The sequence below is a fragment of the Flavicella marina genome (assembly GCF_009193215.1).
Lineage (GTDB): Bacteria > Bacteroidota > Bacteroidia > Flavobacteriales > Flavobacteriaceae > Flavicella > Flavicella marina.
Window position 1 is genome coordinate 1 of sequence record NZ_VYVA01000002.1, and the last position, 23,555, is coordinate 23,555.

General features: G+C 33.9%; 20 protein-coding genes and 1 other RNA gene. 11 read left to right on the top strand and 10 right to left on the bottom strand.

The genetic code is table 11. The annotated features are described in order from the left end of the window. Positions 1 to 268 precede the first annotated feature (268 nt). On the top strand, positions 269 to 2,734 hold the full coding sequence (locus tag F6P99_RS04770) for an OmpA family protein (protein ID WP_152286323.1): 2,466 nt from the start codon (positions 269 to 271) through the stop codon (positions 2,732 to 2,734). 64 nt (positions 2,735 to 2,798) lie between these two features. Here F6P99_RS04770 and gldB read toward each other — a convergent pair whose 3' ends face one another. After that, on the bottom strand, positions 2,799 to 3,761 hold the full coding sequence (gene gldB / locus F6P99_RS04775) for a gliding motility lipoprotein GldB (protein WP_193315999.1): 963 nt from the start codon (positions 3,759 to 3,761) through the stop codon (positions 2,799 to 2,801). Between the two features lie 123 nt (positions 3,762 to 3,884). Between gldB and nadE the strand changes: the two genes are divergently transcribed. After that, positions 3,885 to 4,676 carry an NAD(+) synthase gene (gene nadE, locus F6P99_RS04780; RefSeq protein ID WP_152286325.1) on the top strand — a complete coding sequence of 264 codons (792 nt, stop codon included), beginning with the start codon at positions 3,885 to 3,887 and terminating at the stop codon, positions 4,674 to 4,676. A gap of 63 nt (positions 4,677 to 4,739) precedes the next feature. Then, a complete protein-coding gene (gene cdaA, locus F6P99_RS04785) occupies positions 4,740 to 5,513 on the top strand; it encodes a diadenylate cyclase CdaA (RefSeq protein ID WP_152286326.1) in 774 nt (257 codons plus the stop codon). Here the strand turns inward: cdaA and F6P99_RS04790 are convergent. Further along, positions 5,510 to 7,282, bottom strand: coding sequence for an ABC transporter ATP-binding protein (locus tag F6P99_RS04790; RefSeq protein ID WP_152286327.1), 1,773 nt, complete (start codon positions 7,280 to 7,282; stop codon positions 5,510 to 5,512). The genes cdaA and F6P99_RS04790 overlap by 4 nt on opposite strands. Then, positions 7,275 to 8,024 carry a tRNA pseudouridine(38-40) synthase TruA gene (gene truA / locus F6P99_RS04795; RefSeq protein ID WP_152286328.1) on the bottom strand — a complete coding sequence of 250 codons (750 nt, stop codon included), beginning with the start codon at positions 8,022 to 8,024 and terminating at the stop codon, positions 7,275 to 7,277. The genes F6P99_RS04790 and truA overlap by 8 nt, the downstream gene beginning before the upstream one ends. A gap of 182 nt (positions 8,025 to 8,206) precedes the next feature. On the opposite strand from truA, the gene ffs reads away from it, so the two are divergent. Next, positions 8,207 to 8,305, top strand: an RNA gene (ffs, locus tag F6P99_RS04800) — signal recognition particle sRNA small type. Between the two features lie 150 nt (positions 8,306 to 8,455). Then, positions 8,456 to 9,112 (top strand): fructose-6-phosphate aldolase, encoded by a 657-nt coding sequence (gene fsa / locus F6P99_RS04805; protein ID WP_152286329.1) that lies wholly within the window; start codon positions 8,456 to 8,458, stop codon positions 9,110 to 9,112. Between the two features lie 80 nt (positions 9,113 to 9,192). Here the strand turns inward: fsa and rplT are convergent, their stop codons facing one another. The 4 genes from rplT to thrS form a co-directional block, all read right to left on the bottom strand. Then, complete coding sequence (gene rplT / locus F6P99_RS04810) at positions 9,193 to 9,537, bottom strand: 50S ribosomal protein L20 (RefSeq protein ID WP_152286330.1); 345 nt, start codon at positions 9,535 to 9,537, stop codon at positions 9,193 to 9,195. An 86-nt stretch (positions 9,538 to 9,623) separates the two neighbouring features. Beyond that, a complete protein-coding gene (rpmI, locus tag F6P99_RS04815; RefSeq protein ID WP_152286331.1) occupies positions 9,624 to 9,821 on the bottom strand; it encodes a 50S ribosomal protein L35 in 198 nt (65 codons plus the stop codon). 48 nt (positions 9,822 to 9,869) lie between these two features. Then, complete coding sequence (gene infC, locus F6P99_RS04820) at positions 9,870 to 10,424, bottom strand: translation initiation factor IF-3 (protein ID WP_262884981.1); 555 nt, start codon at positions 10,422 to 10,424, stop codon at positions 9,870 to 9,872. A 43-nt stretch (positions 10,425 to 10,467) separates the two neighbouring features. Further along, positions 10,468 to 12,408, bottom strand: a complete 1,941-nt coding sequence (thrS, locus tag F6P99_RS04825; RefSeq protein WP_152286333.1) for a threonine--tRNA ligase — start codon at positions 12,406 to 12,408, stop codon at positions 10,468 to 10,470. Positions 12,409 to 12,574: 166 nt separating this feature from the next. On the opposite strand from thrS, the gene F6P99_RS04830 reads away from it, so the two are divergent. The 3 genes from F6P99_RS04830 to F6P99_RS04840 all read left to right on the top strand — a co-directional run bounded on the left by F6P99_RS04830 (position 12,575) and on the right by F6P99_RS04840 (position 16,883). Further along, positions 12,575 to 13,348 carry a 3'-5' exonuclease gene (locus F6P99_RS04830; RefSeq protein WP_152286334.1) on the top strand — a complete coding sequence of 258 codons (774 nt, stop codon included), beginning with the start codon at positions 12,575 to 12,577 and terminating at the stop codon, positions 13,346 to 13,348. 117 nt (positions 13,349 to 13,465) lie between these two features. Continuing rightward, the gene (locus tag F6P99_RS04835) at positions 13,466 to 13,951 is read left to right on the top strand and encodes an ABC transporter ATPase (protein WP_152286335.1); all 486 of its coding nucleotides are present in this window, start codon (positions 13,466 to 13,468) and stop codon (positions 13,949 to 13,951) included. 16 nt (positions 13,952 to 13,967) lie between these two features. Continuing rightward, positions 13,968 to 16,883 (top strand): glycoside hydrolase family 3 N-terminal domain-containing protein, encoded by a 2,916-nt coding sequence (locus tag F6P99_RS04840; protein ID WP_152286336.1) that lies wholly within the window; start codon positions 13,968 to 13,970, stop codon positions 16,881 to 16,883. 4 nt (positions 16,884 to 16,887) lie between these two features. Here F6P99_RS04840 and F6P99_RS04845 read toward each other — a convergent pair whose 3' ends face one another. Next, positions 16,888 to 17,595 (bottom strand): 16S rRNA (uracil(1498)-N(3))-methyltransferase, encoded by a 708-nt coding sequence (locus F6P99_RS04845; protein ID WP_152286337.1) that lies wholly within the window; start codon positions 17,593 to 17,595, stop codon positions 16,888 to 16,890. Between the two features lie 2 nt (positions 17,596 to 17,597). Next, the gene (locus F6P99_RS04850) at positions 17,598 to 20,483 is read right to left on the bottom strand and encodes a transporter (RefSeq protein WP_193316000.1); all 2,886 of its coding nucleotides are present in this window, start codon (positions 20,481 to 20,483) and stop codon (positions 17,598 to 17,600) included. A 145-nt stretch (positions 20,484 to 20,628) separates the two neighbouring features. Between F6P99_RS04850 and F6P99_RS04855 the strand changes: the two genes are divergently transcribed. The 3 genes from F6P99_RS04855 to F6P99_RS04865 all read left to right on the top strand — a co-directional run bounded on the left by F6P99_RS04855 (position 20,629) and on the right by F6P99_RS04865 (position 22,903). Further along, on the top strand, positions 20,629 to 20,901 hold the full coding sequence (locus F6P99_RS04855) for a DUF4834 family protein (protein WP_152286339.1): 273 nt from the start codon (positions 20,629 to 20,631) through the stop codon (positions 20,899 to 20,901). 120 nt (positions 20,902 to 21,021) lie between these two features. Further along, positions 21,022 to 21,837, top strand: coding sequence for an enoyl-ACP reductase FabI (locus tag F6P99_RS04860; RefSeq protein ID WP_152286340.1), 816 nt, complete (start codon positions 21,022 to 21,024; stop codon positions 21,835 to 21,837). Between the two features lie 103 nt (positions 21,838 to 21,940). After that, positions 21,941 to 22,903: a glycosyltransferase gene (locus F6P99_RS04865; RefSeq protein ID WP_152286341.1), complete on the top strand. Its 963-nt coding sequence runs from the start codon at positions 21,941 to 21,943 to the stop codon at positions 22,901 to 22,903. 37 nt (positions 22,904 to 22,940) lie between these two features. Here F6P99_RS04865 and F6P99_RS04870 read toward each other — a convergent pair whose 3' ends face one another. Further along, positions 22,941 to 23,555 (bottom strand): fumarylacetoacetate hydrolase family protein, encoded by a 615-nt coding sequence (locus F6P99_RS04870; protein WP_152286342.1) that lies wholly within the window; start codon positions 23,553 to 23,555, stop codon positions 22,941 to 22,943.

Sequence of the window (23,555 nt, forward strand, 5' to 3'; positions counted from 1 at the left end):
TACTGCCAATGGTGGGAGAGTATGTCACCGCCTTTTTTTTAAAGCCTCAATCAGATTTATGATTGAGGCTTTTTTTTGGCTTAAATTTCATTTCGTTTATAACACAATAATATAATTGGTTTAGAGTTATTAATATATGTTTATATATCAAGGGAATTGTTTTTGATAAATGAAAAAATATACTAAAGACTTATGTTCTTTCGAGAATAATTTTATTTTTGTATGTTAAAGATAGTTTACAATAATTATACTATACTAATAAAACCTAATGACTAAAATTTTTAAACGACTAATTCTGGTCGTAATACTTCTTAGCTCAATATTTACTTTTTCACAAGAAACTGAAAGCAAGTCAAAGTTTAAAGAGGATTATAATACTTGGGCTGTAGGTGCTGGATTTAGCATTCTTAATTTGCATGGTGATTTACGTTCATTTGATACAAATAGTGGTGATGCCTATTATAATTTAGGAGGGTATATTTATGTTGACAAGATGTTCAATCCTATTCTAGGTGTTGAAGGGAAGATTAATATTTCCCAAATTGGAGGTGAAGTACAACAGCTTTATAATACTAGTGAACCAAATGAAGCATTGTATTATCGAATATTGTATGCAACACCTTATCTTTCTGAAATATTGAAAGTGGAAGGTACTTCTTTCGGCTTGGAAACGAGTTTAGTTGTTAATCTTGATAATTTGTGGAAAAGACATAGTGATAAATGGAGTTGGACTTCTTATTTTGGAGTAGGTTATCAAAAATATAATTCTCGTTTGATCATAAAAGATTATGAGTTTGATCCTAATAACCCTAAATATCCCGTTGATGATGTAGATCCCGATGGTACGATTCGAGATGCAGACTTTGGTCATAATGGACAAAGAGACTTTAAAACGAATGCAGGTTCGCTTTATTTAAATGCAGCAATTAGCGTTAAATATCGTTTGAATGATCACTTTGATATTGAAGGAAGAGGGGTGTTAAATTTGAATAATGAAGATCATTTAGATGCGGCCATTTCTCACAAGCAAGTGTATGAGTCTTTTTTCACGGGTAATATTGGAATTGTATATAAATTTGGGAAGAAGGAAAAATATGCTATTTGGGTACAAGATGAAGTAGTAAAACCTTTTGAAATTGTAGATACAGATCAAGATGGTGTGCAGGATCAATTGGATGATGAAGCAAATACTCCTAAGAATGCAGAAGTTTACGGAAATGGAGTTGCAATTGATTCGGATAAAGATGGTATAAAGGATTACGAAGATGACTGTCCATTGGTTCCTGGTCCAGTTGAAAATAAAGGATGTCCTATAGTAACACCTGTAGTTTATGAGGAACCTGTTGTGGAAGAAGTTGCGGTAGAACCTGTAGTTGAATTTAATGAAGATGAAAAAAGTGAAATTATTGAAAAAATCAACCTTCTTTCTAAAAGTATCTATTTCAAGACAGCAAGTGATCAATTAAAACAAGAATCTTATAAACCGTTGAATGAAATTGCGGATGTGATGATTGAATATCCAGATTCGAGGTTTAAAATTGAAGGACATACAGATAGTAGAGGGAATGATAATTATAACTTGAACTTATCTCAAAAAAGATCTAAATCGGTCTATAATTATTTAACAGGAAAAAATATTTCTTCTGAAAGATTATCTTCTAAAGGGTATGGTGAAACGAAACCTATTGCAACTAACGATACTGAAGCTGGAAGACAACAAAATAGACGTGTTGAAATTAATTTTATCGATCCGGATTCTGAGGAAGGTAAATTGGTGTATCCTCAAGGAACTGTTTTGAGAAGATCTGGAAATAGACCTGCAAATTATGGTTCTTATGGTGGTGGTGCTGGTATAGATTCTGATGGTGATGGTGTACCTGATATTTATGATAGAGAACCAAATACACCTAGAGAGTCTAAGGTTTATGGAGATGGTGTGTCAGTTGATTCTGATAGAGATGGAGTTCCTGATTACAAAGATGACTGTCCTTTTGCTAAAGGTCCTGTAGAACGCAATGGTTGCCCGTTTGACAATGAAACTGCCAATGCTCAGGCAAATGCTAATGTTGGAGTTGCTGTTGTAGCGACAAAAGGTCCGGATGCAGATGGAGATGGTGTTGAAGATAAGTTTGATAAAGAGCCAGACACACCTCCAGGAGTGAAAGTATATGCGAATGGTGTTTCTTTCGATAGCGATAAAGACGGTGTTCCTGACCATATGGATAGATGTCCGTTAACATTTGGAGAGGAAGATAATAACGGTTGTCCTTTTGATGAAGATTTGGATGGTGATGGAGTTGTTGACCGTAAAGATAGATGTCCTGGTGTTAAAGGTGATCCGTCTAATTTTGGTTGTCCTTCTGAGAAATTGACAGGAGATGTAGAAACTGAACTGAAAAACTTAGCAGCTAAGATGAAGTTCTCAAGATCTGAAGGTCATGTGTTAAAAAGTAATAATATTGCGGTTTTAGAGAAGATGGGGATTATTTTAAATCAATATCAAGCAACAGCCGTTAAATTTGAAGTACATACATCAAATAAACCAAATTTAAAGTATAACTTAGACTTATCTAAGCGTAGAGCTTTCGCTATTAAAAAATACCTTACTAAAGTAAGTGGAATTGATGCTTCAAGAGTTGAAGTTGAAGGTTTGGGAGGTACAAGACCAAAATACGAATTTGAAGATAAAGCAAATAGTTCTAAAAACAACAGAGTTGAGTTGTACGTAAAATAAATTTGAATATCAATTATAAAAAAATCCTACTTATCTTAGATATGTAGGATTTTTTTATGTCTAATTATTTGGAGGGTTTGTATTTTGAACGTTGTAAAATACTCTGTGCGTCTAGTAGCAGTAAATCCTCGAGGCTTGTCTTGTTGTTTTTGGCATAGGATTGAATAATTTTATACCCTATCCATCTACCTATTTTTCCAGGGGATTCAGAATCACCTTCCATATAAAATTTAGAAAAAGGTGCTTCGTCAATAAAACGTTTGTTTAAAGAATTGTCCGTAGAAAACAAAAGATTATTCGTGATAAAATATTTCCATATTTCTGATTCATTATTTTGACTCCAATTCAATTTATTTTTTTCAATTTTTAAGAGTATATTTTCTTCAGTTTCTGGAAGAAATAATTGTTTAAGGTAGATAATTTTTCCATAAAAAATCATTGATTCAAGAAAACCTCTTCCTCTTTTGATTTGGAACTTTTGCTCAATTATTTTTTCTGAAATATCGACAATAATATGTTCCTTAGTATAATTACTGGCTAAGTATTGAGGAAAACTCTCATATACTTCTGAATCTTTCCCTAAATACATATCTAAGGATATGAATAACAATGAATCTGAATATACGATGGAATGTTCGTAGTCTAAATCGTTAATAAGAAAAAATGTTTTAGGTGGAGAAAAACGATTGTTGTAGTATTTAATATGTTGAAATAACTTGATAATAGCGTCTTTTTCTTTAGATAAATTGTTGTACACGCTATCAGTTTTTGCCAAAAGAATTTTTCCTTCTGTGCCATTAATTTTTTCAAACCATTCTTTGTCATCTATGTTGGTTGGAAATAAATACGGATATTTCTTTTTCAAAGGTTTGATTGTCTTATGGTCAGCTGTGTAAAATTCTTTGTAAAAGTCCACAAAGTCTACTTGCAAATTTATTTGACTTATTTTTTGTTCTTTTTTTGAATCAGTATTACAACTGAATAAGCAAGTCGTCAGGGTGATGAAAATCAATGTTGTTTTTTTCATAAAGTATTATGAGAATAATTTTTATTGAGTTAATACCTTATCAAAACTGCGAAAAATCAGTATGTTCAAAGTATTTAATTGATTACTTTTGTGAATGTCAAAAATACTAAAATAACATTTACCATGAATTCTGAAAAAGTAAGCAAACATATCGTTAATTGGTTAAAATCTTATGCTGAAAAAGCAGGGGTGAAAGGTTTTGTTGTAGGTGTTTCTGGAGGGATAGATTCGGCAGTAACATCTACATTATGTGCAGAAACAGGTCTGCAAACAATTTGTGTTGAAATGCCGATATATCAAGAAGCCAGTCAAGTGAGTCGTGCTTTAGAGCATATAGAAAGACTTAAGGAGAAATATTCGAATGTGTCAAGTGTAAAAACAGATTTAACAAATGTGTTTGAGGTTTTTCAAGAAGCAATGCCTACTTCAAATTCTGGAGCATTAAAAGACTTGACTCTTGCGAATACTCGTGCCAGAATAAGAATGACTTCGTTGTATTATATTGCAGGAATTAATTCATCTTTGGTGGCAGGTACTGGAAATAAGGTTGAAGATTTTGGTGTTGGGTTTTATACGAAATATGGTGATGGAGGTGTTGATGTGAGTCCAATTGCGGATTTAGTAAAATCAGAAGTATTTGCTCTTGGTGCCTATTTAGGTGTACCTAATGCAATACAAAAAGCTGCTCCTACAGATGGGTTGTTTGGTGATAGTAGAACTGATGAAGATCAATTGGGAGCTTCTTACGATGAGTTAGAGGTTGCTATGAAGCAGGATGAATCAGGAGTAAAGGAGGATGGACTGTCAGGACGAGAAAAAGAAGTTTTTAAAATATTCAAACGACTGAACAATGCAAATAAACATAAAATGAATCCAATACCTGTTTGCGAAGTAAGTGATGCAATCAAAGCTTAAAATTGGCTCTAAATTCAAAGTAGATTGAATCAGATATAATTCCTATTTTTACAAAAAGCCTCTCTGTTGGATTTTATTGATTTTACATTTTTAGATTTTCTTGATATCACTTTGGTGGGAGTATTGCTGTACTATGTATACAAACTTTTAAAAGGTACTGTTGCGATCAATATTTTTATAGGAATTTCCATTGTGTTTTTGATATATAAAATTACTCAGGCACTCAAAATGGAAATGTTGTCAAGTATTTTAGAAGTGCTTGTAGGAGGTGGAGCAATTGCAATGCTGATTATTTTTCATCCAGAATTGCGTAAATTTTTGTTGATGCTAGGGTCTGCAAATATCGGCTCTAAACGAAGTTTTATCAAACAATTGAAGTTTTTAAAAACTGAAATAAACTCAGAGGTTGATGTTGACTCTATCGTTGCTGCCTGTTTGAAAATGTCTAAATCTAAAACAGGAGCACTTATCGTAATCGAAAGGAACAACAGTCTTGATTTTGTAAAAGAAAGAGGTGATTTTATGAATGCTGAAGTGAATATTCCAATTTTAGAAAGTATTTTCTATAAAAATAGCCCGCTACATGATGGAGCAACAATCATCAATGAGAATATTATCGTAGCTACACGTGTTGTATTGCCTTTATCAGACAAAACATTGCCGAGTAGATTTGGGTTACGTCATCGTGCTGCGATAGGGATAACAGAAAGAACGGATTGTATTTGTATTGCTGTTTCCGAAGAAACAGGTAAAATATCACTAATCAAAGATGGAGAATTTGAGTTGTTTAATGATAAAGATGACTTGATAGATATTATCAAAGCGCATCTCAATTAAATTTTCTCTACAATTTCACTGAATTGTTTTTCAAAAAGGTTTTTATAGTATCCTTCTGGCTTTTTTAGCAATTCTTTGTGGGATCCAACTTCAACGATATTTCCTTTATCCATCACAATTATTTTATCCGCTTTTTGGATGGTTGCTAGTCTGTGTGCTATGATAATAGAAGTTCGGTTCATCGTAATTTTATCTGTAGCATATTGGATCATTTTTTCTGAGTGAGAATCCACAGAAGATGTTGCTTCGTCTAGAATTAAAATTGAAGGATTACTTACATATGCACGTAAAAATGAAATCAATTGACGTTGTCCTGAAGAAAGCATATTTCCTCTTTCTTTTACATTGAAGTCGTACCCATTAGGCAAACTCATAATAAAGTCATGGATACCTATTTGCTTCGCTGCTGTTTGAACTTCTTCTCTTGAAATTGCATTATTCTCTAATGTGATGTTGTTTAAAATTGAATCTGAAAATAAAAACACATCCTGCAAAACAATAGCAACATGATCTCTTAAACTTTTCAATGTAAAGTTATTGATGTTTATATTGTCTATAGCTATTTCTCCAGAGTCAATCTCATAAAAACGATTTAACAAATTTATGATGGTTGATTTACCAGCACCTGTTGCTCCTACAATAGCCACTGTTTCTCCAGAATTAACTTCCATAGAAATTCCTTTCAGTACTTCAGTCCCTTTCACATAGCTAAAGTGAACATCTTTGAAATTAATATTTCCTTTAAGCGATGTGATTTCAATGGTACCTTCTTTTGAGACTGATTCATGCGTGTCCATGATTTCAAAAACTCTATTTCCTGCGACCATTCCCATTTGCAGGGTAGTAAATTTATCTGCTATTTGTCTAAGTGGACGATATAGCATCTCTACCATCATTATAAAACCTGTGATTTCACCCAAGGTAACACTCCCGTCTAGTGCTAAGTTAAGACCGCCATACCAAACGAGTAATCCCACTGCGATAGATGAAATTATTTCTGCTATTGGAAAGAAAATTGAAAAGTACCACACAGTTTTTATATGTGCTGCTTTATGAGCTTCATTGATTTTTTTAAATTTATCGTATTCAATTTTCTCTCTACTAAAAAGTTGAACAATTTGCATTCCTGTAACACGTTCTTGCACGAAACCATTGAGATTAGCTACCTGAGTTCGGACTTGTTGAAAAGTCACTTTTATGGCAGCTTGAAATATTTTTGTAGCATAAATAATTACTGGTAATACTGCGAAAGAGATCAACGCCAATTGCCAATTTTTATAAAGCATTACAAATGCGATTACAACCATCTTTAGAATATCACTGACAATCATAAAAAGACCTTGTCCGAAAAACTGAGCGATCGTCTCAACATCAGAAACAACCCTCGTGACCATTTGGCCTACAGACGATTTGTCGAAATACGACATTTTAAATTTTAACACATGGTCAAATAACTTTATGCGAATGTCTTTGATGATGTGCTGACCTAGCCAGTTTGCAAGATAAATAAACGTAAAATGTAGCAATACTTCTATGATTAAAACACCTAAAATTATCGTTGTAAAAAATAATAAACCTTCAGCATCTTTTTCTTTGATGTAATTATCTACAGTTTCAATTATTAGGTAAGGTCTGGCTGCAGCAATTATTGCAAGTGAAATAGCTGTAACACAAGTAAACACAAAAGACAAGCGATACTTTTTTGCAAAACCCATCAAGCGGGAAAATATATGTAGATCAAAAACTTTACTTTTTCCGTTTTTACTCATGTCTTATGGTTTCTGGGTATTTTACAGCTGTTAAAGAAAGTCCTCTTGCTGGGGCTGATGTACCCGCATTACTTCTGTCTTGACTTTTAATAATGTTCTTTAAGTCTTCAATCGAAGATTTACCTATGCCGACTTCTACCAACGTTCCGACTATCGCTCGCACCATGTTTCTTAAAAAACGATCTGCAGAAATATAAAAAGTAAGCTTTTTACCTTCTAATATCCACTCAGCATTTGTAATAGTACAATTGTAAGTTTTTACATCCGTTTTTGATCTTGAGAAACATTTAAAATTTGTGTATTCCAATAGAACTTTTGCAGCTTGGTTCATTTTCTCTACATCGAGTTGTTGTTTGAAAAATTGCCAACTAGTATCTAGCAAAAAAGGGTTCCTTCCTAAATAGATACTGTATTCGTAACTCCTACTTACCGCATTGAATCTTGCATGAGCATCTGCTTTAACCTTAAATATTGAATGTATAGCAATGTCGTCAGGTAATAATGCGTTCAGTTTATAAAGATAAGTATTGTTGTCAATTGCAACATCTGTATCAACATGCACAAACATTTGAGAAGCATGTACACCGGTATCCGTTCTACCCGCTGCCATTACGATGGTTGGTTTTCTCAAAATAGTAGTAAAAGCATCATTTACTTTTTCTTGAACAGAAATAGCATTTGGTTGTATTTGCCAACCATGATAGTTTTTACCAAAATAGGAAAGTTCTACGAAGTACCTCAATTATTAAAATTTAGCTACAAATATAACGATTCCAATCATGAATTTAGAACTTATAGCATCAGAAGAACAGTATTAAAAGATTAATAATTTCTTAAAATGTTTGTAATCTGAGAGTTGTGAAAAAGCTGCATTTTTCTTTGCAAAAACATTGCAGAAATTGAAAAAGGGATGTATTTTTGCAGCGGCAAGTCCTACACAACTAGCTCCTTTGGAATCCCCCAGGGTGGGAACGCAGCAAGGGTACAAAGTTGTAGCAGTGTGATGTAGGTAGCTTGCCTTTTTTTGCGCCTTATATTTTCATAAGAATACTTGGCTATTACTTATTATCTTCGAATTTCATTTAATTCCAATTTATTAACAGATCAGATTTAATTATCGAATCAAAAGCTCTAAATTTGTTTCATAATGAATTAAACGAGAATTAAACGGATATGAAATTTTTTATTGATACAGCGAATTTAGCACAGATCAAGGAAGCGCAAGCTCTAGGAGTTTTAGATGGGGTAACTACAAACCCATCGTTAATGGCCAAAGAAGGAATCACAGGACAGGACAATATTTTACAACACTATTTGGCGATTTGCGAAGCTGTGGATGGAGATGTTTCTGCTGAAGTTATTGCAACAGATTTTGATGGTATGATTAAAGAAGGAGAGGCCTTAGCGGCATTACACCCTCAGATCGTTGTTAAGTTACCCATGATTAAGGACGGGGTGAAAGCTTGTAAGTATTTTTCTTCTAAAGGAATCAGAACGAATGTTACATTAGTCTTTTCCGCAGGGCAAGCATTGTTAGCTGCGAAAGCTGGAGCAACTTATGTATCACCTTTTATTGGAAGGTTAGATGATATCTCTACTGATGGTATGGGGTTGATTGAAGAAATACGATTGATTTATGATAATTATGGTTTTGAAACCGAAATTTTGGCGGCATCAGTTAGACATACCATGCATATAATGAATTGCGCTAAAGTTGGTGCAGATGTTATGACGGGACCATTAAGTGCAATCGAAGGTTTGTTGAAACATCCTTTAACGGATAGCGGATTGGCAAAGTTTTTAGAGGATTACAAAAAAGGAAATGCTTAATTTCTAAAAGCAATCTATAAAACTAAAAAGCCTCAAACAAACGTTTGAGGCTTTTTTATATAAGTAAGAGATTAAATAATTTATTTTACTTTATCAACGATAGCCTTAAAAGCTTCTGGGTTGTTCATAGCTAAATCAGCTAAAACCTTACGGTTTAAGTCGATGTTGTTAGCTTTTACTTTCCCCATAAACTGAGAGTAAGACATTCCGTGTTGACGTGCACCAGCGTTGATACGTTGGATCCACAATGAACGGAAGTTTCTTTTGTTATTTTTACGGTCGCGGTAAGCATAGCTCATCGCTTTTTCTACCGCATTTTTTGCTACTGTATAAACGTTTTTACGACGTCCGAAGTAACCTTTTGCTGCCTTCAAGATTTTTTTTCTTCTTTTTCTTGAGGCTACTGAATTTACTGATCTTGGCATAATTTCAATGTTTTTTTGTAGTAAGGCGGCAATTTCTTGCTCTTTTTGCCCACTCCAAGGTTAATACTAATTACCTGAGAACTTAATTATTTTAAGTTCAATTGTTGTTTAATGCTTCCCTCATCAGATTTGTGTACCAAACCATCATGAGTTAACTTCAACTTACGCTTTTTAGATTTTTTTGTCAAAATGTGACTCTTAAAAGCGTGCTTTCTTTTTAATTTTCCACTTCCAGTTACTTTGAATCTCTTCTTAGCACTAGATTTTGTTTTTAATTTAGGCATCTCTCCTTAGTTTTATATATTCTTACTTATATATGCTATTCGATTCGTTTATTTCTTTTTTGGAGCAATAAACATAATCATTCTCTTTCCTTCTAATTTCGGCATTTGTTCTACTTTACCATACTCCTCTAATTCTTGAGCTAGTCTTAAAAGTAAAATTTGACCTTGGTCTTTAAAGATGATAGAACGTCCTTTGAAAAACACAAATGTTTTCAATTTTGCTCCTTCTTTCAAAAACTTGATTGCGTGTTTCTTTTTAAACTCATAATCATGTTCATCTGTTTGAGGACCAAATCTAATCTCCTTTACAACAACTTTTGTCGCTTTAGATTTTAGTGCTTTTTCTCTCTTTTTTTGTTCGTACAAGAATTTTTTATAATCAATTATCTTACAAACTGGAGGTACTGCTTTTGGCGAAATTTCTACCAAATCTAGTTCTTGCTCTCTAGCAAGATCTTGGGCTTTTCTAATTGGATATACTCCAATTTCAACATTGTCTCCTACCAAACGAACTTCTTCAACGTCTCTAATGCGACTATTGATTCTGTGTTGGTCTTCGTTTTGAACTCTCCATGGCTTTCTTGGAGCTCTGTTTCTACGTATTGCTATAACTCTATAATTTTAGCCTGATATACTCAGGGATTAATTAAAATTGTACTAATGTACTGTTTACTTCTTTTTGAACTAATTCTATAAATTCATCGATTGCAAATGTTCCTAAATCTCCTTCTCCGTGCTTTCGTACAGAAACAGTTCCTTCTATTTCTTCTTTTTCTCCTACAATAATCATGTAAGGAACTTTGCTAATCTCGGCATCTCTAATTTTTCTTCCGGTCTTTTCAGAACGAGAGTCAATTAGGGCGCGAATTTCGGAATTTTCTAGCAGTTCTGAAACATTTTTCGCATATTTTTGATATTTATCACTGATTGGCAGTATCATAACCTGTTCTGGCATCAACCAAAGAGGGAAATTTCCTCCAGTATGTTCTAACAAAACAGCGATAAATCGTTCCATTGAACCAAATGGAGCTCGATGAATCATAACCGGTCTATGGTTTTCATTATCAGAACCTTTGTATGTTAAATCGAAACGCTCAGGTAGGTTGTAATCAACCTGAATAGTTCCTAATTGCCAACTTCTTCCTAAGGCATCTTTTACCATGAAGTCTAATTTAGGTCCGTAGAAGGCGGCTTCACCATATTCTACTACCGTATTTAAACCTTTTTCATTGGCTGCATTGATAATGGCTTGCTCGGCTTTGTCCCAATTTTCATCAGAGCCAATGTATTTTTCATGATTTTCTTTATCTCTTAACGAAACCTGTGCTGTAAAGTCATTAAAACCTAAAGCTTGGAAAACATATAATACCAAATCAATTACATTTTTGAACTCTTGATCTAACTGGTCAGGCGTACAGAAAATATGTGCATCGTCTTGTGTAAAACAACGTACACGTGTCATTCCGTGTAATTCACCAGATTGTTCATATCTGTAAACTGTACCAAATTCTGCGAAACGTTTTGGTAATTCTTTATAAGAATAAGGTTTGTAGTTATAAACTTCACAATGATGTGGACAGTTCATTGGTTTTAACAAAAACTCTTCGTCCATTTTTGGTGTTTTGATAGGTTGAAAACTATCTTCACCATATTTTTCGTAATGACCAGAGGTCACGTACAATTCTTTTTGACCGATATGAGGCGTCATCACCATTTCATAACCGGCTTTTTTCTGAGCTTTTTTTAAGAAATCTTCTAATCTACTTCTCAGTGCAGCACCTTTTGGAAGCCATAATGGCAATCCTTGTCCTACTTTTTGTGAAAAAGTAAATAGCTCCAATTCTTTACCAAGTTTACGATGGTCTCGTTGTTTGGCAAGTTCTAGGATTTCTAGGTATTCAGTTAAAAGTTTTGCTTTAGGGAATGAAATTCCATAAATACGTGTTAACTGAGGATTGTTTTCGTCACCTCTCCAGTATGCACCAGCGGCACTCATTACTTTTATGGCTTTGATGATTCCTGTATTTGGAATGTGTCCTCCACGACATAAATCGGTAAAATCATCATGATCACAGAAGGTAATATCACCATCTGTTAAATTTTCAATCAGTTCAACTTTGAAAGGGTTGTTTTCAGCTTTGTATTTCTCTAAGGCATCAGCTTTGGAAACTTCACGCATTACAAATTCGTGTTTTCCTCTAGCTAATTCTAAAAACTTTTTCTCGATATTCGGAAAATCAGCTTCTGAGACTTTATGATCTTTAAAGTCAATATCATAATAAAAACCATTATCGATTGCTGGACCGATTGTAAGGCTAACACCTGGATATAGTTTTTGAATAGCTTGCGCTAAAACGTGTGCAGAAGAATGCCAAAAAGCTTTTTTACCTTCTGGTTGATCGAAAGTATATAAGGTTAAATTACCGTCGGTGGTCAGTGGTGTTTTGGTTTCAACGGTAGTTCCGTTAAAACTTGCAGAAATAACATTTCTAGCCAAACCATGGCTGATACTCATAGCAACATCCATTGGAGTGCTGTTTTTAGCGTATTCTCTTACGCTCCCATCAGGTAAAGTAATATTAATCATGAATTGTATTTTAAGAGTGCAAAGATATTAGAAAACTATGGCTTAACAAATTAAAATTTGAATAATAAGAATGCTTTTTTAGGTTGATAAAATTTGAGAAAATCAATGGGGAATTTTATTTCAATTCTGTTTAAAAAAGTATCTTTACAGCTACTAAAAAAATAGAATGGGACTAGTATTAAAAAAACCAATTGTCTTTTTTGATTTAGAGACAACAGGTATCAATATTGCAAATGATAGAATTGTTGAAATAGCTATCTTAAAAGTTTTTCCAAACGGAAATAAGGAGAGCAAAACATGGTTGGTAAATCCAGAAATTGAAATTCCGAAAGAGGCTTCAGATATCCACGGGATAACGAATGAAAAAGTTGTTAATGAGCCCACTTTTAAACAATTAGCCAAAGAAGTTGAAACCTTGATAAAAGGATGCGATTTAGCTGGGTTTAATTCCAATAGGTTTGATATTCCTTTATTGGCTGAAGAGTTATTAAGAGTTGGAATAGATTTTGATATGAATAATAGAGTAGCAATTGATGTTCAGGTAATTTTTCATAAAAAAGAACAAAGAACTTTAAGTGCGGGGTATCAATTTTATTGTGATAAAGATTTAGAAAACGCTCACTCAGCTGAAGCAGATACGTTAGCTACGTACGAAATTCTTTTGGCTCAAATAGATAAATACGAAGACATTGGAAACGATGTTAAAAGTTTAAGTGAATATTCGTCTCATCAAAAAAGAGCAGATTTTGCTGGTTTTTTAATGTTTAATGAAAATGATGAAGAATGTTTTTCTTTTGGAAAGTACAAAGGAAGGAAAGTTGTAGATGTTTTTGCTGAAAATCCAGGATATTATTCTTGGATTCAGAATGCAGATTTCCCCTTGTACACGAAAAAAGTATTGACACAAATAAAATTGAGAAGTTTAAATACTAAAAAATAACATTTCGATAGGGGCAGTGTTCCAAAATTTAGCATGCTAAATCTTTTTAAAATGCGACTAAGCCTGTCAAATTAAAACGTACACTGAATTTGTAAAAGTGTACAAAAAAATAAAATTATGTTAGTAGATTACAATAGTTTACCGGATACATCGAGAGTTTGGGTGTATCAATCAGATAGAAAATTTAACGAAGAAGAATTATCTGTTATTCGTAAAAACGCATCTGAGTTTATAGAAACTTGGACACGTCATGGGGATCAATTGAAAGGAGGTTTTTCAATAAAATACGATCAATTTTTAGTTTTAGCGATTGATGAGTCATTTGCAAATGCTTCTGGATGTTCAATCGATGCTTCAGTACGTTTTGTAAAACAGATAGAAGAGCAATTGTCTGTTGATATGATGAATAAGTTGAACGTGTCATTCAAAGATGGTAGCAATATCAATATCGTAAGTTTGGCAGATTTTCAAAAATATGCCAGGGAGAACAAAATAACGAATGAGACCATTGTTTTTAATAATATGGTGCAAACCAAAGGAGAGGTTGAACAGAATTGGGAAGTGGCAGCAAAAGATAGCTGGCACAGTCGATTTTTAAATTAAATTTTAGACTCTTTTTATGAAGTATTCTTTTTTTGTTTTTTTAATAAGTGCTGTTTTTTCGCTTAGCGCACAGCAATTAGATCCGCTTTTAACTAAAGATGTAGCAGCACAGGAGCAGTGGGTTGAAGCACAATTATCTGCCATGTCGTTAGATGAGAAAATAGGACAACTATTTATGATTCAGGCGTATTCTAACAAAGACAAAAAACATCGAAAGTTTATAGAATCAGAGATTAAAAAATACCACATCGGTGGTTTGATATTTATGCAAGGGACTCCTGAAAAACAGGCAGAATTGAACAATAGATATCAGAAAAAATCTAAAATTCCTTTGCTGATTGGTTTTGATGGAGAATGGGGGTTAGACATGCGTCTGAAAAATACATTTAGGTATCCTTGGAATATGACGTTGGGCGCTGTTCAAGAAGATCAATTGATCAAGAATTTTGGACAACGTTTGGGAGTGCATTGTAAGAGAATGGGAATTCATATTAATTTTGCTCCTGTTGTCGATATCAATACCAACCCAGAAAACCCAATCATTGGCAATCGTTCATTTGGTGAAAACAAATACAATGTAACAAGAAAAGCTGCGGCTTTTATTGAAGGTATGCAAAGTGAAAATGTATTGGCAAATGCCAAACACTTTCCTGGTCATGGAGACACCGCCACCGATTCTCATAAAACACTACCGCAATTATTATTTGATTACGAACGTCTGGATGCGATAGAACTTTATCCTTATACAAAGATTTTTGATACAGGTTTGTCTAGTGTTATGGTAGCGCATTTAAGTGTACCTGCTCTAGAACCGAATCCTGAGGTTCCCACATCAATTTCTTATAAAGTTATTACCAATTTGTTAAAGGAAAAAATGGGCTTCAATGGGTTGATTTTTACCGATGCACTGAATATGAAGGGTGCTGCAAATTATGCGAAACCAGGAGAGATAGATTTGGCTGCATTTTTGGCAGGGAATGACATGTTGTTGATTCCTGAAGATGTTGGAGCAGCTGTCAAAAAAATAAAAAGAGCTTTGAATACAGGCGTATTGACTATGGAGCGATTGGAGTTTTCTGTGAGGAAAATATTAAAAGCTAAGTATTGGGCTGGGCTAGATAATTATCAGCCTGTAGTTTTAGATCATTTAAAAGAAGACTTAAATACTGTTCAAGACTCTATATTACATGCTTCTTTAGTAAAAGAATCCATAACATTAGTTCAAAATAAGAATGCGGTTTTTCCGATAAAAGAATTTGCAGATACCAAAACAGCTTATGTTAAGTTAGGAGATGATAACAATGCTGCTTTTTTTAATATGTTGAATAAGTATATTACAGTTACAGAGGTGAAAATGGATTCTGTAGACAGTGGTATTTCAAAATTAAAGAATTTTGATCAAGTAATTATTGGATATCATAAATCGAATAGCAATCCGTGGAAGAATTTTAAATTCCAAAAAGAAGAATTAGAACTTTTACAAACAATAGCGCAAAACAATCGGGTTATTTTAGCGGTGTTTGCGAGTCCATATAGTCTTTTGGATATCAATTCTTTTGATTCTATAGATGGAGTCGTAGTAGCTTATCAAAACAGTATTTATGCACAAGAGATTGCAGCACAGGCTCTATTCGGAGTCGTTGAAACCCATGGAAAATTACCGGTATCTATAGGAGGTCATTTTAAGGAAGGTACTGGACTTTCTTCTCTTAATTTGATGCGTTTGGGGTATGGCAAACCAGAATCAGTTGGGATGAGTTCTCAAAGGTTGAAACGTATTGATAGTGTTGTTCATGAAATTATCAAAGAAGAAATGACTCCTGGAGCTCAAGTATTGGTAGCAAGATATGGGCAAGTTGTCTATGAAAAAAGTTTTGGATATCATACCTATGAGAAAAAGACACCCGTAAAAAATTCAGATGTTTACGATTTAGCTTCACTTACGAAGATATTGGGAGGGGCACCAATGTTGATGAGAGCTGAAGAAATAGGTATGTTTGATTTGGATTCAACTTTAGGCGAATTGATGCCAGTTTATAAAAATAGTAACAAAGATACATTGACCGTGAAAGAAATGTATTCTCATACTGCACGTTTAAAAGCATGGTTGCCGTTTTACAAGAAAACTATTGACAGTTTATCACATAAACCATTACCAGATTATTATAGTACAACGAAAGATGAATTGCATCAAATAAAAGTTGCTGAAAATATGTTTTTAAGAACTGACTACAAAGACAGCATTTATCAAGAAATTAGAGATGTGGATCAGAGAGAGGCAATAGGTTATAAATATAGTGGATTGGCATTTTATATTTTTAAAGAGTACATGGAATCGAATCTAAAGACAGGAATGGACACTTTATTGACGGCATATTTTTATAAGAAGTTAGGTGCAGAAACTTTAAGATTTAATCCATTGGGAGAAATTAAGAAGGAAAGAATAGTTCCTTCAGAGATTGATGCATATTACAGACATCAAACACTGCAGGGTTATGTGCATGATATGGGGGCAGCTATGATGGGAGGAGTGAATGGTAATGCTGGTCTTTTTGGGAATGCTAATGACGTTGCAAAAATGATGCAGTTATTTTTGCAAAATGGTTACTATGGCGGACATCGATACTTAGAAGAAAAAACGATAAAAAAATTCAATAGACGCTACTTCGAGCAAGATTCTATTCGTAGAGGGCTAATTTTTGATAAACCTCAATTAAACCCTGAGGTAAAAAACACCTGCGGTTGTGTTTCTCAAAATAGTTTTGGACATAGCGGATTTACGGGTACTTATGCTTGGGCAGATCCTGATACAGGATTGTTGTATGTGTTTTTGTCGAATCGAACATATCCTACTATGGAAAATAACAAGCTAGGAGAAGAAGATATTCGTACGAAAATACAACAGTTGGTTGTTGATGCGATTGTTGAATAAAATCTTATTCATTAACAAAAGCTACAGAATGACAGGCTACCAAAGCAGCAGTTTCTGTTCTAAGTCTACTATTTCCTAATGTAACAGGAGTAAAATTATTCGCCAAAGCTTTGTCTATTTCTTTTTTAGAGAAATCGCCCTCAGGGCCAATTAAGATGGTAATGTCGGTGCTTTTTCTTATTTCTGTTTTGAAAGATTTTTTGTCTTGTTCTTCACAATGAGCGATAAACAAGTCCCCAGATGGATTGCTGTTTATAAACTCGTTAAAACTAATAGCAGGATTGATTCTAGGGAGGTGGTATTTTAGAGATTGTTTCATACCAGAAAGAATTATTTTTTCGAATCGTTCTAATTTCACAACTTTTCTTTCAGAATGATCACATATAATGGGTGTTATTTCATCGATGCCTATTTCAGTAGCTTTTTCTAAAAACCACTCCATTCGATCGTTAAGTTTTGTCGGAGCTACTGCAACATGCAATTGGTAGTTCCATGGTTTTTTATGAAGTGTTTTATCGACAATTGCTACAACACATTTTTTGTCACTTGCTACAGAGATTTCTGCTTGAAACAAAAATCCTTTTCCGTTTGTGATGAAAATTTTGTCACCTTCACTTTTTCTTAGAACACGAACAATATGTCGACTCTCGGTTTTGTCAAATGTAAAATTGATAGAGTTTTCGTTGATTTCGGGACTGTAAAATAATTGCATAATTAAAAGGTTGAAATATCGTCTATTCTTTGCTGTAATTCTTCTGCTCTTTCTCTTTCTAGCTCTTTGAGAGCTGCTTCACGTTCTTTTCTTTTTTGTTCTTTTCTCGCTGCTTTCTCTGCTGCTTTTTTTTGTTTTTCTTCTTCTTTTAGTCTCTTCTTTTCGGCTTTCTCTCTTTCTTTATTTTCTTTTTCTAAGGCCTTTTGTTCTTCAGCGATACGTTTCTCTTCAGCTTTCTTTTCTTCAAGTGCTTTTTTCTCAGCAGCAATTCTTTCTTGTTCAGCTTTTTCTTCAGCGATACGTTTCTCTTCAGCTTTCTTTTCTTCAAGTGCTTTTTTCTCAGCAGCAATTCTTTCTTGCTCAGCTTTTTCTTCAGCGATACGTTTCTCTTCGGCCTTTTTAGCTTCTAGGGCTTTTTTCTCAGCAGCAATTCTTTCTTGTTCAGCTTTTTCTTCAGCGATACGTTTCTCCTCAGCTTTTTTAGCTTCTAGGGCTTTTTTCTCAGTAGCAATTCTTTCTTGTTCTGCTTTTTCTTCAGCGATACGTTTCTCTTCAGCTTTCTTTTCTTCAAGAGCTTTTTTCTCAGCAGCAATTCTTTCTTGCTCTGCTTTTTCTTCAGCGATACGTTTCTCCTCAGCTTTTTTAGCTTCAAGTGCTTTTTTCTCAGCAGCAATTCTTTCTTGCTCTGCTTTTTCTTCAGCGATACGTTTCTCCTCAGCTTTTTTAGCTTCAAGTGCTTTTTTCTCAGCAGCAATTCTTTCTTGTTCTGCTTTTTCTTCAGCAATGCGTTTCTCCTCAGCCTTCTTTTCTTCAAGTGCTTTTTTCTCAGCAGCAATTCTTTCTTGCGCTGCTTTTTCTTCAGCAATGCGTTTCTCCTCAGCCTTCTTTTCTTCAAGTGCTTTTTTCTCAGCAGCAATTCTTTCTTGTTCAGCTTTTTCTTCAGCGATACGTTTCTCCTCAGCCTTCTTTTCTTCTAGGGCTTTTTTCTCTGCAGTAATTCTTTCTTGCGCTGCTTTTTCTTCAGCAATGCGTTTCTCCTCAGCCTTCTTTTCTTCAAGTGCTTTTTTCTCAGCAGCAATTCTTTCTTGCGCTGCTTTTTCTTCAGCGATGCGTTTCTCCTCAGCCTTCTTTTCTTCTAGGGCTTTTTTCTCGGCAGCAATTCTTTCTTGTGCTGCTTTTACTTCAGCAATGCGTTTCTCCTCAGCTTGTTTAGCTTCTAGGGCTTTTTTCTCAGCAGCAATTCTTTCTTGCGCTGCTTTTTCTTCAGCGATACGTTTCTCCTCAGCTTGCTTCGCTTCAATTGCTTTTTTCTCAGCTTCAATTCTTTCTTGCTCTGCTTTTTCTTCAGCGATGCGTTTCTCCTCAGCCTTCTTTTCTTCTAGGGCTTTTTTCTCGGCAGCAATTCTTTCTTGTGCTGCTTTTTCTTCAGCAATGCGTTTCTCCTCAGCTTGTTTAGCTTCTAGGGCTTTTTTCTCAGCTTCAATTCTTTCTTGCTCTGCTTTTTCTGCTTCTGAATTTGCTAGTTTTGCTTGCTCTTTTTCTTCTTTTTCTTGGGCTTTTAACGCAGCTGCAGCTTCTTTTTCGTTTTGCTTTCGAGTTGCTTCTTCTGCCTTTAGTCTTTCTTTTTCAGCTTTTTCTTTCGCTTTGCGTTCAGCCTCAGAAGCTTTTAATGCTGCTTTTCTTTCTCTTTCTGCGTTTTTACCGCTTTTTTGATCCTTGATTTCACCACGAAGATGTCTACCTTTTTTTGGTTTTTTGGGTTCAGGTAGTTTTTCTTCTTTTGCTTTTTCTGTTGATTTTCCTTTTCGTTCACGTTTAGGAATTTCGTTCTCTTTTTTCAGAAATAAATTTTGAGTAAAGATACTTACGTCGGTAGCAGCATTGCTAAAGAAGGTTCCAATTGAAATTCCAGCAACGACAATAAATTCTTTGGTTCCTTGACCTGCTCTAACAAAAAAATTAGGTCCACTTATCGTGTCTGATGCTGTTTTCTCTTTTTTAGGTTTTTTCAGTTTGTCAACATGTTCATCAATTCTCCATGAAGCACCTATCGAGATACCTGCATTGTTATATTGAGATCCTAAGCTACCATTAATAGAAGCGTCTAATTGCAAATTATTGTTAATTAAATATGCTGCACCTGTTCTAATTTCAGAATTGTTAATGAAGCTATTGAATTGATTACGACTTTCTCCAAAAAATGACCATTGTTTATCGTAGTTATAGGTTGCACTGAATATTAGGTTGTATACGTCGCTATTGATGTCTTCTGTAAAAAAACGTTTTTCATAGCCAAAGTTTGTAACAATTGTCCATTTATATTTTATGTGGTTTTGTAGTAAAATATTCAACTTGATATTGCCACGTTCATTTGTGTTGATGACGTAATTTGGATTGTCGTTAAATAAATCAAGTATATCGTCAGGTGTTAAGTTGATATTCTCTTTAAAAGTTGGACTTAAGCCTATGGAAGTACTTACATTAAGTGCAATTGCAGGAACAAGCATACTAGGGTGAAAGCCTGTTCTTTTTTTCCAACTTCTAATTTCGTGATCTCTATTTTTTATTTTCGGATTTAAAATCAAATATTTGATACCGAATCCAATACTTCCTCCAAGGCTTTGTGTGATATTTGGATCTTGTTCTATTCGAAACCGATCAATATTTTGATCCAACAGAACGGCGAACTCTAAATATTCAGAAAAAGAACCAAATCGCAATGTTTGATTGAAAATATGTGATTTTAACTTTTCGTTGTTTACAAAATTACTTGTAGCGTAGAATTGATACCCTCCTTCGATTTGAGAAACTCCAGAACCGACACTATAAGGTGTTTCAGCAAAACCAGGTCTACTGGAATTGATAATTTCGGTGTATTGGGCTGACATTACGGAAATTTGCAACAGCAAAAATAAAAGCCAATATTTATGAGTCATTCTTAAGGGTAACGTAATTTTTTTCAAATATAAGATTTTATGTATAGGAACGACTTAGTTCCTTTGAAATTGTTATTTTTGAACAAATTATTTTTTAATGATACAAGAAGCAGGTTTGGTAACCTTTTTTAGAACAATCGCTATCATATTGCTGGTTATTTATGGATTAAAGTTTATTGCCAGGTATGTAATACCTCTCGTTTTAAAGAGAGCCGTGAACAAAGCACAACAGAGAGCACAACAAAGAAATTCAGATACTTATTCAGACGATGTAAAAGTGGGGGAGACCGTGATTGATAAAAAGCCATCACGCGCTAATATACGAGAAAACAATGTAGGAGAATACGTAGACTATGAAGAAGTTGACTAATTCGGATAGTATTATATAGGTGTAAATCTAATTTTTTAGTTTTATATTTAAAATCTATTATTTGGCAATCTTTACTATATTTGCCACACAAAAAAATTAAAAACATTCAATTTTATATTTATGTATAATTTATTAAAAGGAAAAAGAGGGATTATTTTTGGAGCATTGGATTCAAATTCAATTGCATGGAAAGTTGCAGAAAGAGCTCATGAAGAAGGAGCAACTTTTGTATTGACAAATGCGCCAATTGCTATGAGAATGGGTACCATCAACGAATTGGCCGAAAAAACAGGCTCTCAAGTTATTCCTGCTGATGCAACTTCAATGGAAGATATCGAAAATTTGGTTGAAAAATCTGTTGAAATTTTGGGCGGTAAAATTGATTTTGTTTTACATTCTATTGGAATGTCTTTGAATGTAAGAAAAGGGAAGCATTATACAGAGTCTAATTATGACTTTACGCACAAAGGTTTTGATATCTCAGCATTGTCTTTTCATAGAGTGATGAATGTGTTGTATAAAAAAGAAGCGATGAGTGAGTGGGGATCTATCGTAGCCTTAACGTATATGGCTGCACAAAGAGTATTCCCTGATTACAATGATATGGCTGATAATAAAGCATATTTAGAATCAATTGCTCGTAGTTTTGGATATTTCTTTGGTAGAGATCATAAAGTACGTGTAAATACAATTTCTCAATCTCCTACAATGACTACTGCCGGTAGTGGTGTTAAAGGATTTGATGGATTTATCAATTATGCAGAAAAAATGTCTCCTCTTGGTAATGCAACAGCGTTAGAGTGTGCAGATTATACAATTTCTTTATTTTCTGATTTAACGAAAAAAGTAACATTGCAAAACTTATTTCATGATGGAGGTTTCTCTAACATGGGAGTAAGTACAGCAGTGATGTCTGAATTTACTGATGAAAAATAGACAAAAAGAATATTTATAAAAAAAAATGCAAACCAATTTGGTTTGCATTTTTTTTGTGTTCAAAACAAATTGAAATAGTATATTTGATTTCCACAAAGAAAAAATGAATTTACAATATTCCTTTATAATCCCTGTATATAACCGTCCTGATGAGGTAGGTGAGTTGTTAGATAGCTTGTTGATTATGGAAGGAGGAATTTCGTTTGAAGTTGTAATTGTAGAAGACGGGTCTTCAAATACTTGTGCGCATATTTTGGAAAAATATCAAAAAGTATTGAACATTCGGTATTTTTTTACTGAGAATCGAGGAGCAGGAAAAAGTCGAAATTTTGGGATGCAACAAGCAAGTGGGAATTATTTTTTAATCTTAGATTCTGATTGTTTGGTTCCGAAAGATTATTTGATCCATGTAAATTCACAATTGAAATCAAATTTCACAGATGCTTTTGGGGGGCCAGATGCAGCTCATGAAAGTTTTACATCCGTTCAAAAAGCGATCAATTATGCAATGACTTCAGTTTTTACAACAGGTGGAATAAGGGGTAAGAAAAAAGCTATCGGTAAATTTCAGCCTAGGAGTTTTAACTTTGGATTGTCGAAAAAAGCATTTGAAAAAACGAAAGGTTTTTCAGATTTAAAAATAGGAGAAGATATTGATTTAACGTTTCGTCTGTGGGAAACAGGATTTGAAACGCAGTTGATTGAAGCAGCATTCGTCTACCATAAAAGAAGAGCAAACTTTCGACAGTTTTTTAAGCAAACAAATAACTTTGGTAAAGCTCGACCTATTTTAAATAAGCGTTACCCAGGAACAGCAAAAATTACGTATTGGTTTCCGAGTGTTTTTTTGGTAGGATTTGTTTTGGCTTGTTTGTTTTTTACAACAAATAGTATGATTCTTATGTATGCTTATGCAAGCTATTTTTCTATTTTGTTGATTGATGCTACCCTAAATAATAAGAGTTTAAAAGTTGGATTGTTAAGCTTGATTGCGACAGCTGTACAGTTTTATGGCTATGGTACAGGCTTCTTGTATTCAACGATTTCAAGCAAAAAAAAGCCCTGAATTCGATTCAAGGCTTTTTTGTTGATTTTTTCGGAAATTAGATTACCTTATAATCGATCAGTAATTCGCCTTCAAGCGAACCTTGTAAATGATCTCCTTTTTCGTTTTTTCCTGCTCCAGTAGCTGGAGTTCCTGTAAAAACTAAATCACCAGGTTCTAAAGTCATAAATTTAGAAATATATGCAATGATTTCTTCAAAGTTGTAAATCATTTTAGAAGTGTTTCCTACCTGTTTTTGTTCACCATTGATTTTCAAGTCAAAATTGATGTCAGATAAGTCTTTAAATTTTTCGATTGGATAAAATTTCGATATAGGAGCTGCTCCATCAAAACCTTTAGCTAGGTCCCAAGGAGCTTTAATATCTCTATATGTAGTCAAAACATCTTTGGCTGTATAATCGATTCCTAGTCCGATTTCAGAGATATACGAAGCTGCATTTTCTTCAGAAATATTTTTTCCTGATTTACCAATTTTTACCACCAATTCTAATTCGTAAATCAATTGGTTCGTGAAAGAAGGGTATTCTACATCGTTATTGTTTAAAACCAAACTTGATTCTGGTTTAGAAAAAATAATTTGAGTTCCTGTTTTTAACCCAGCAACTTCTTCAATGTCATTTACATAGTTTTTACCAATACCTAGTATTTTCAT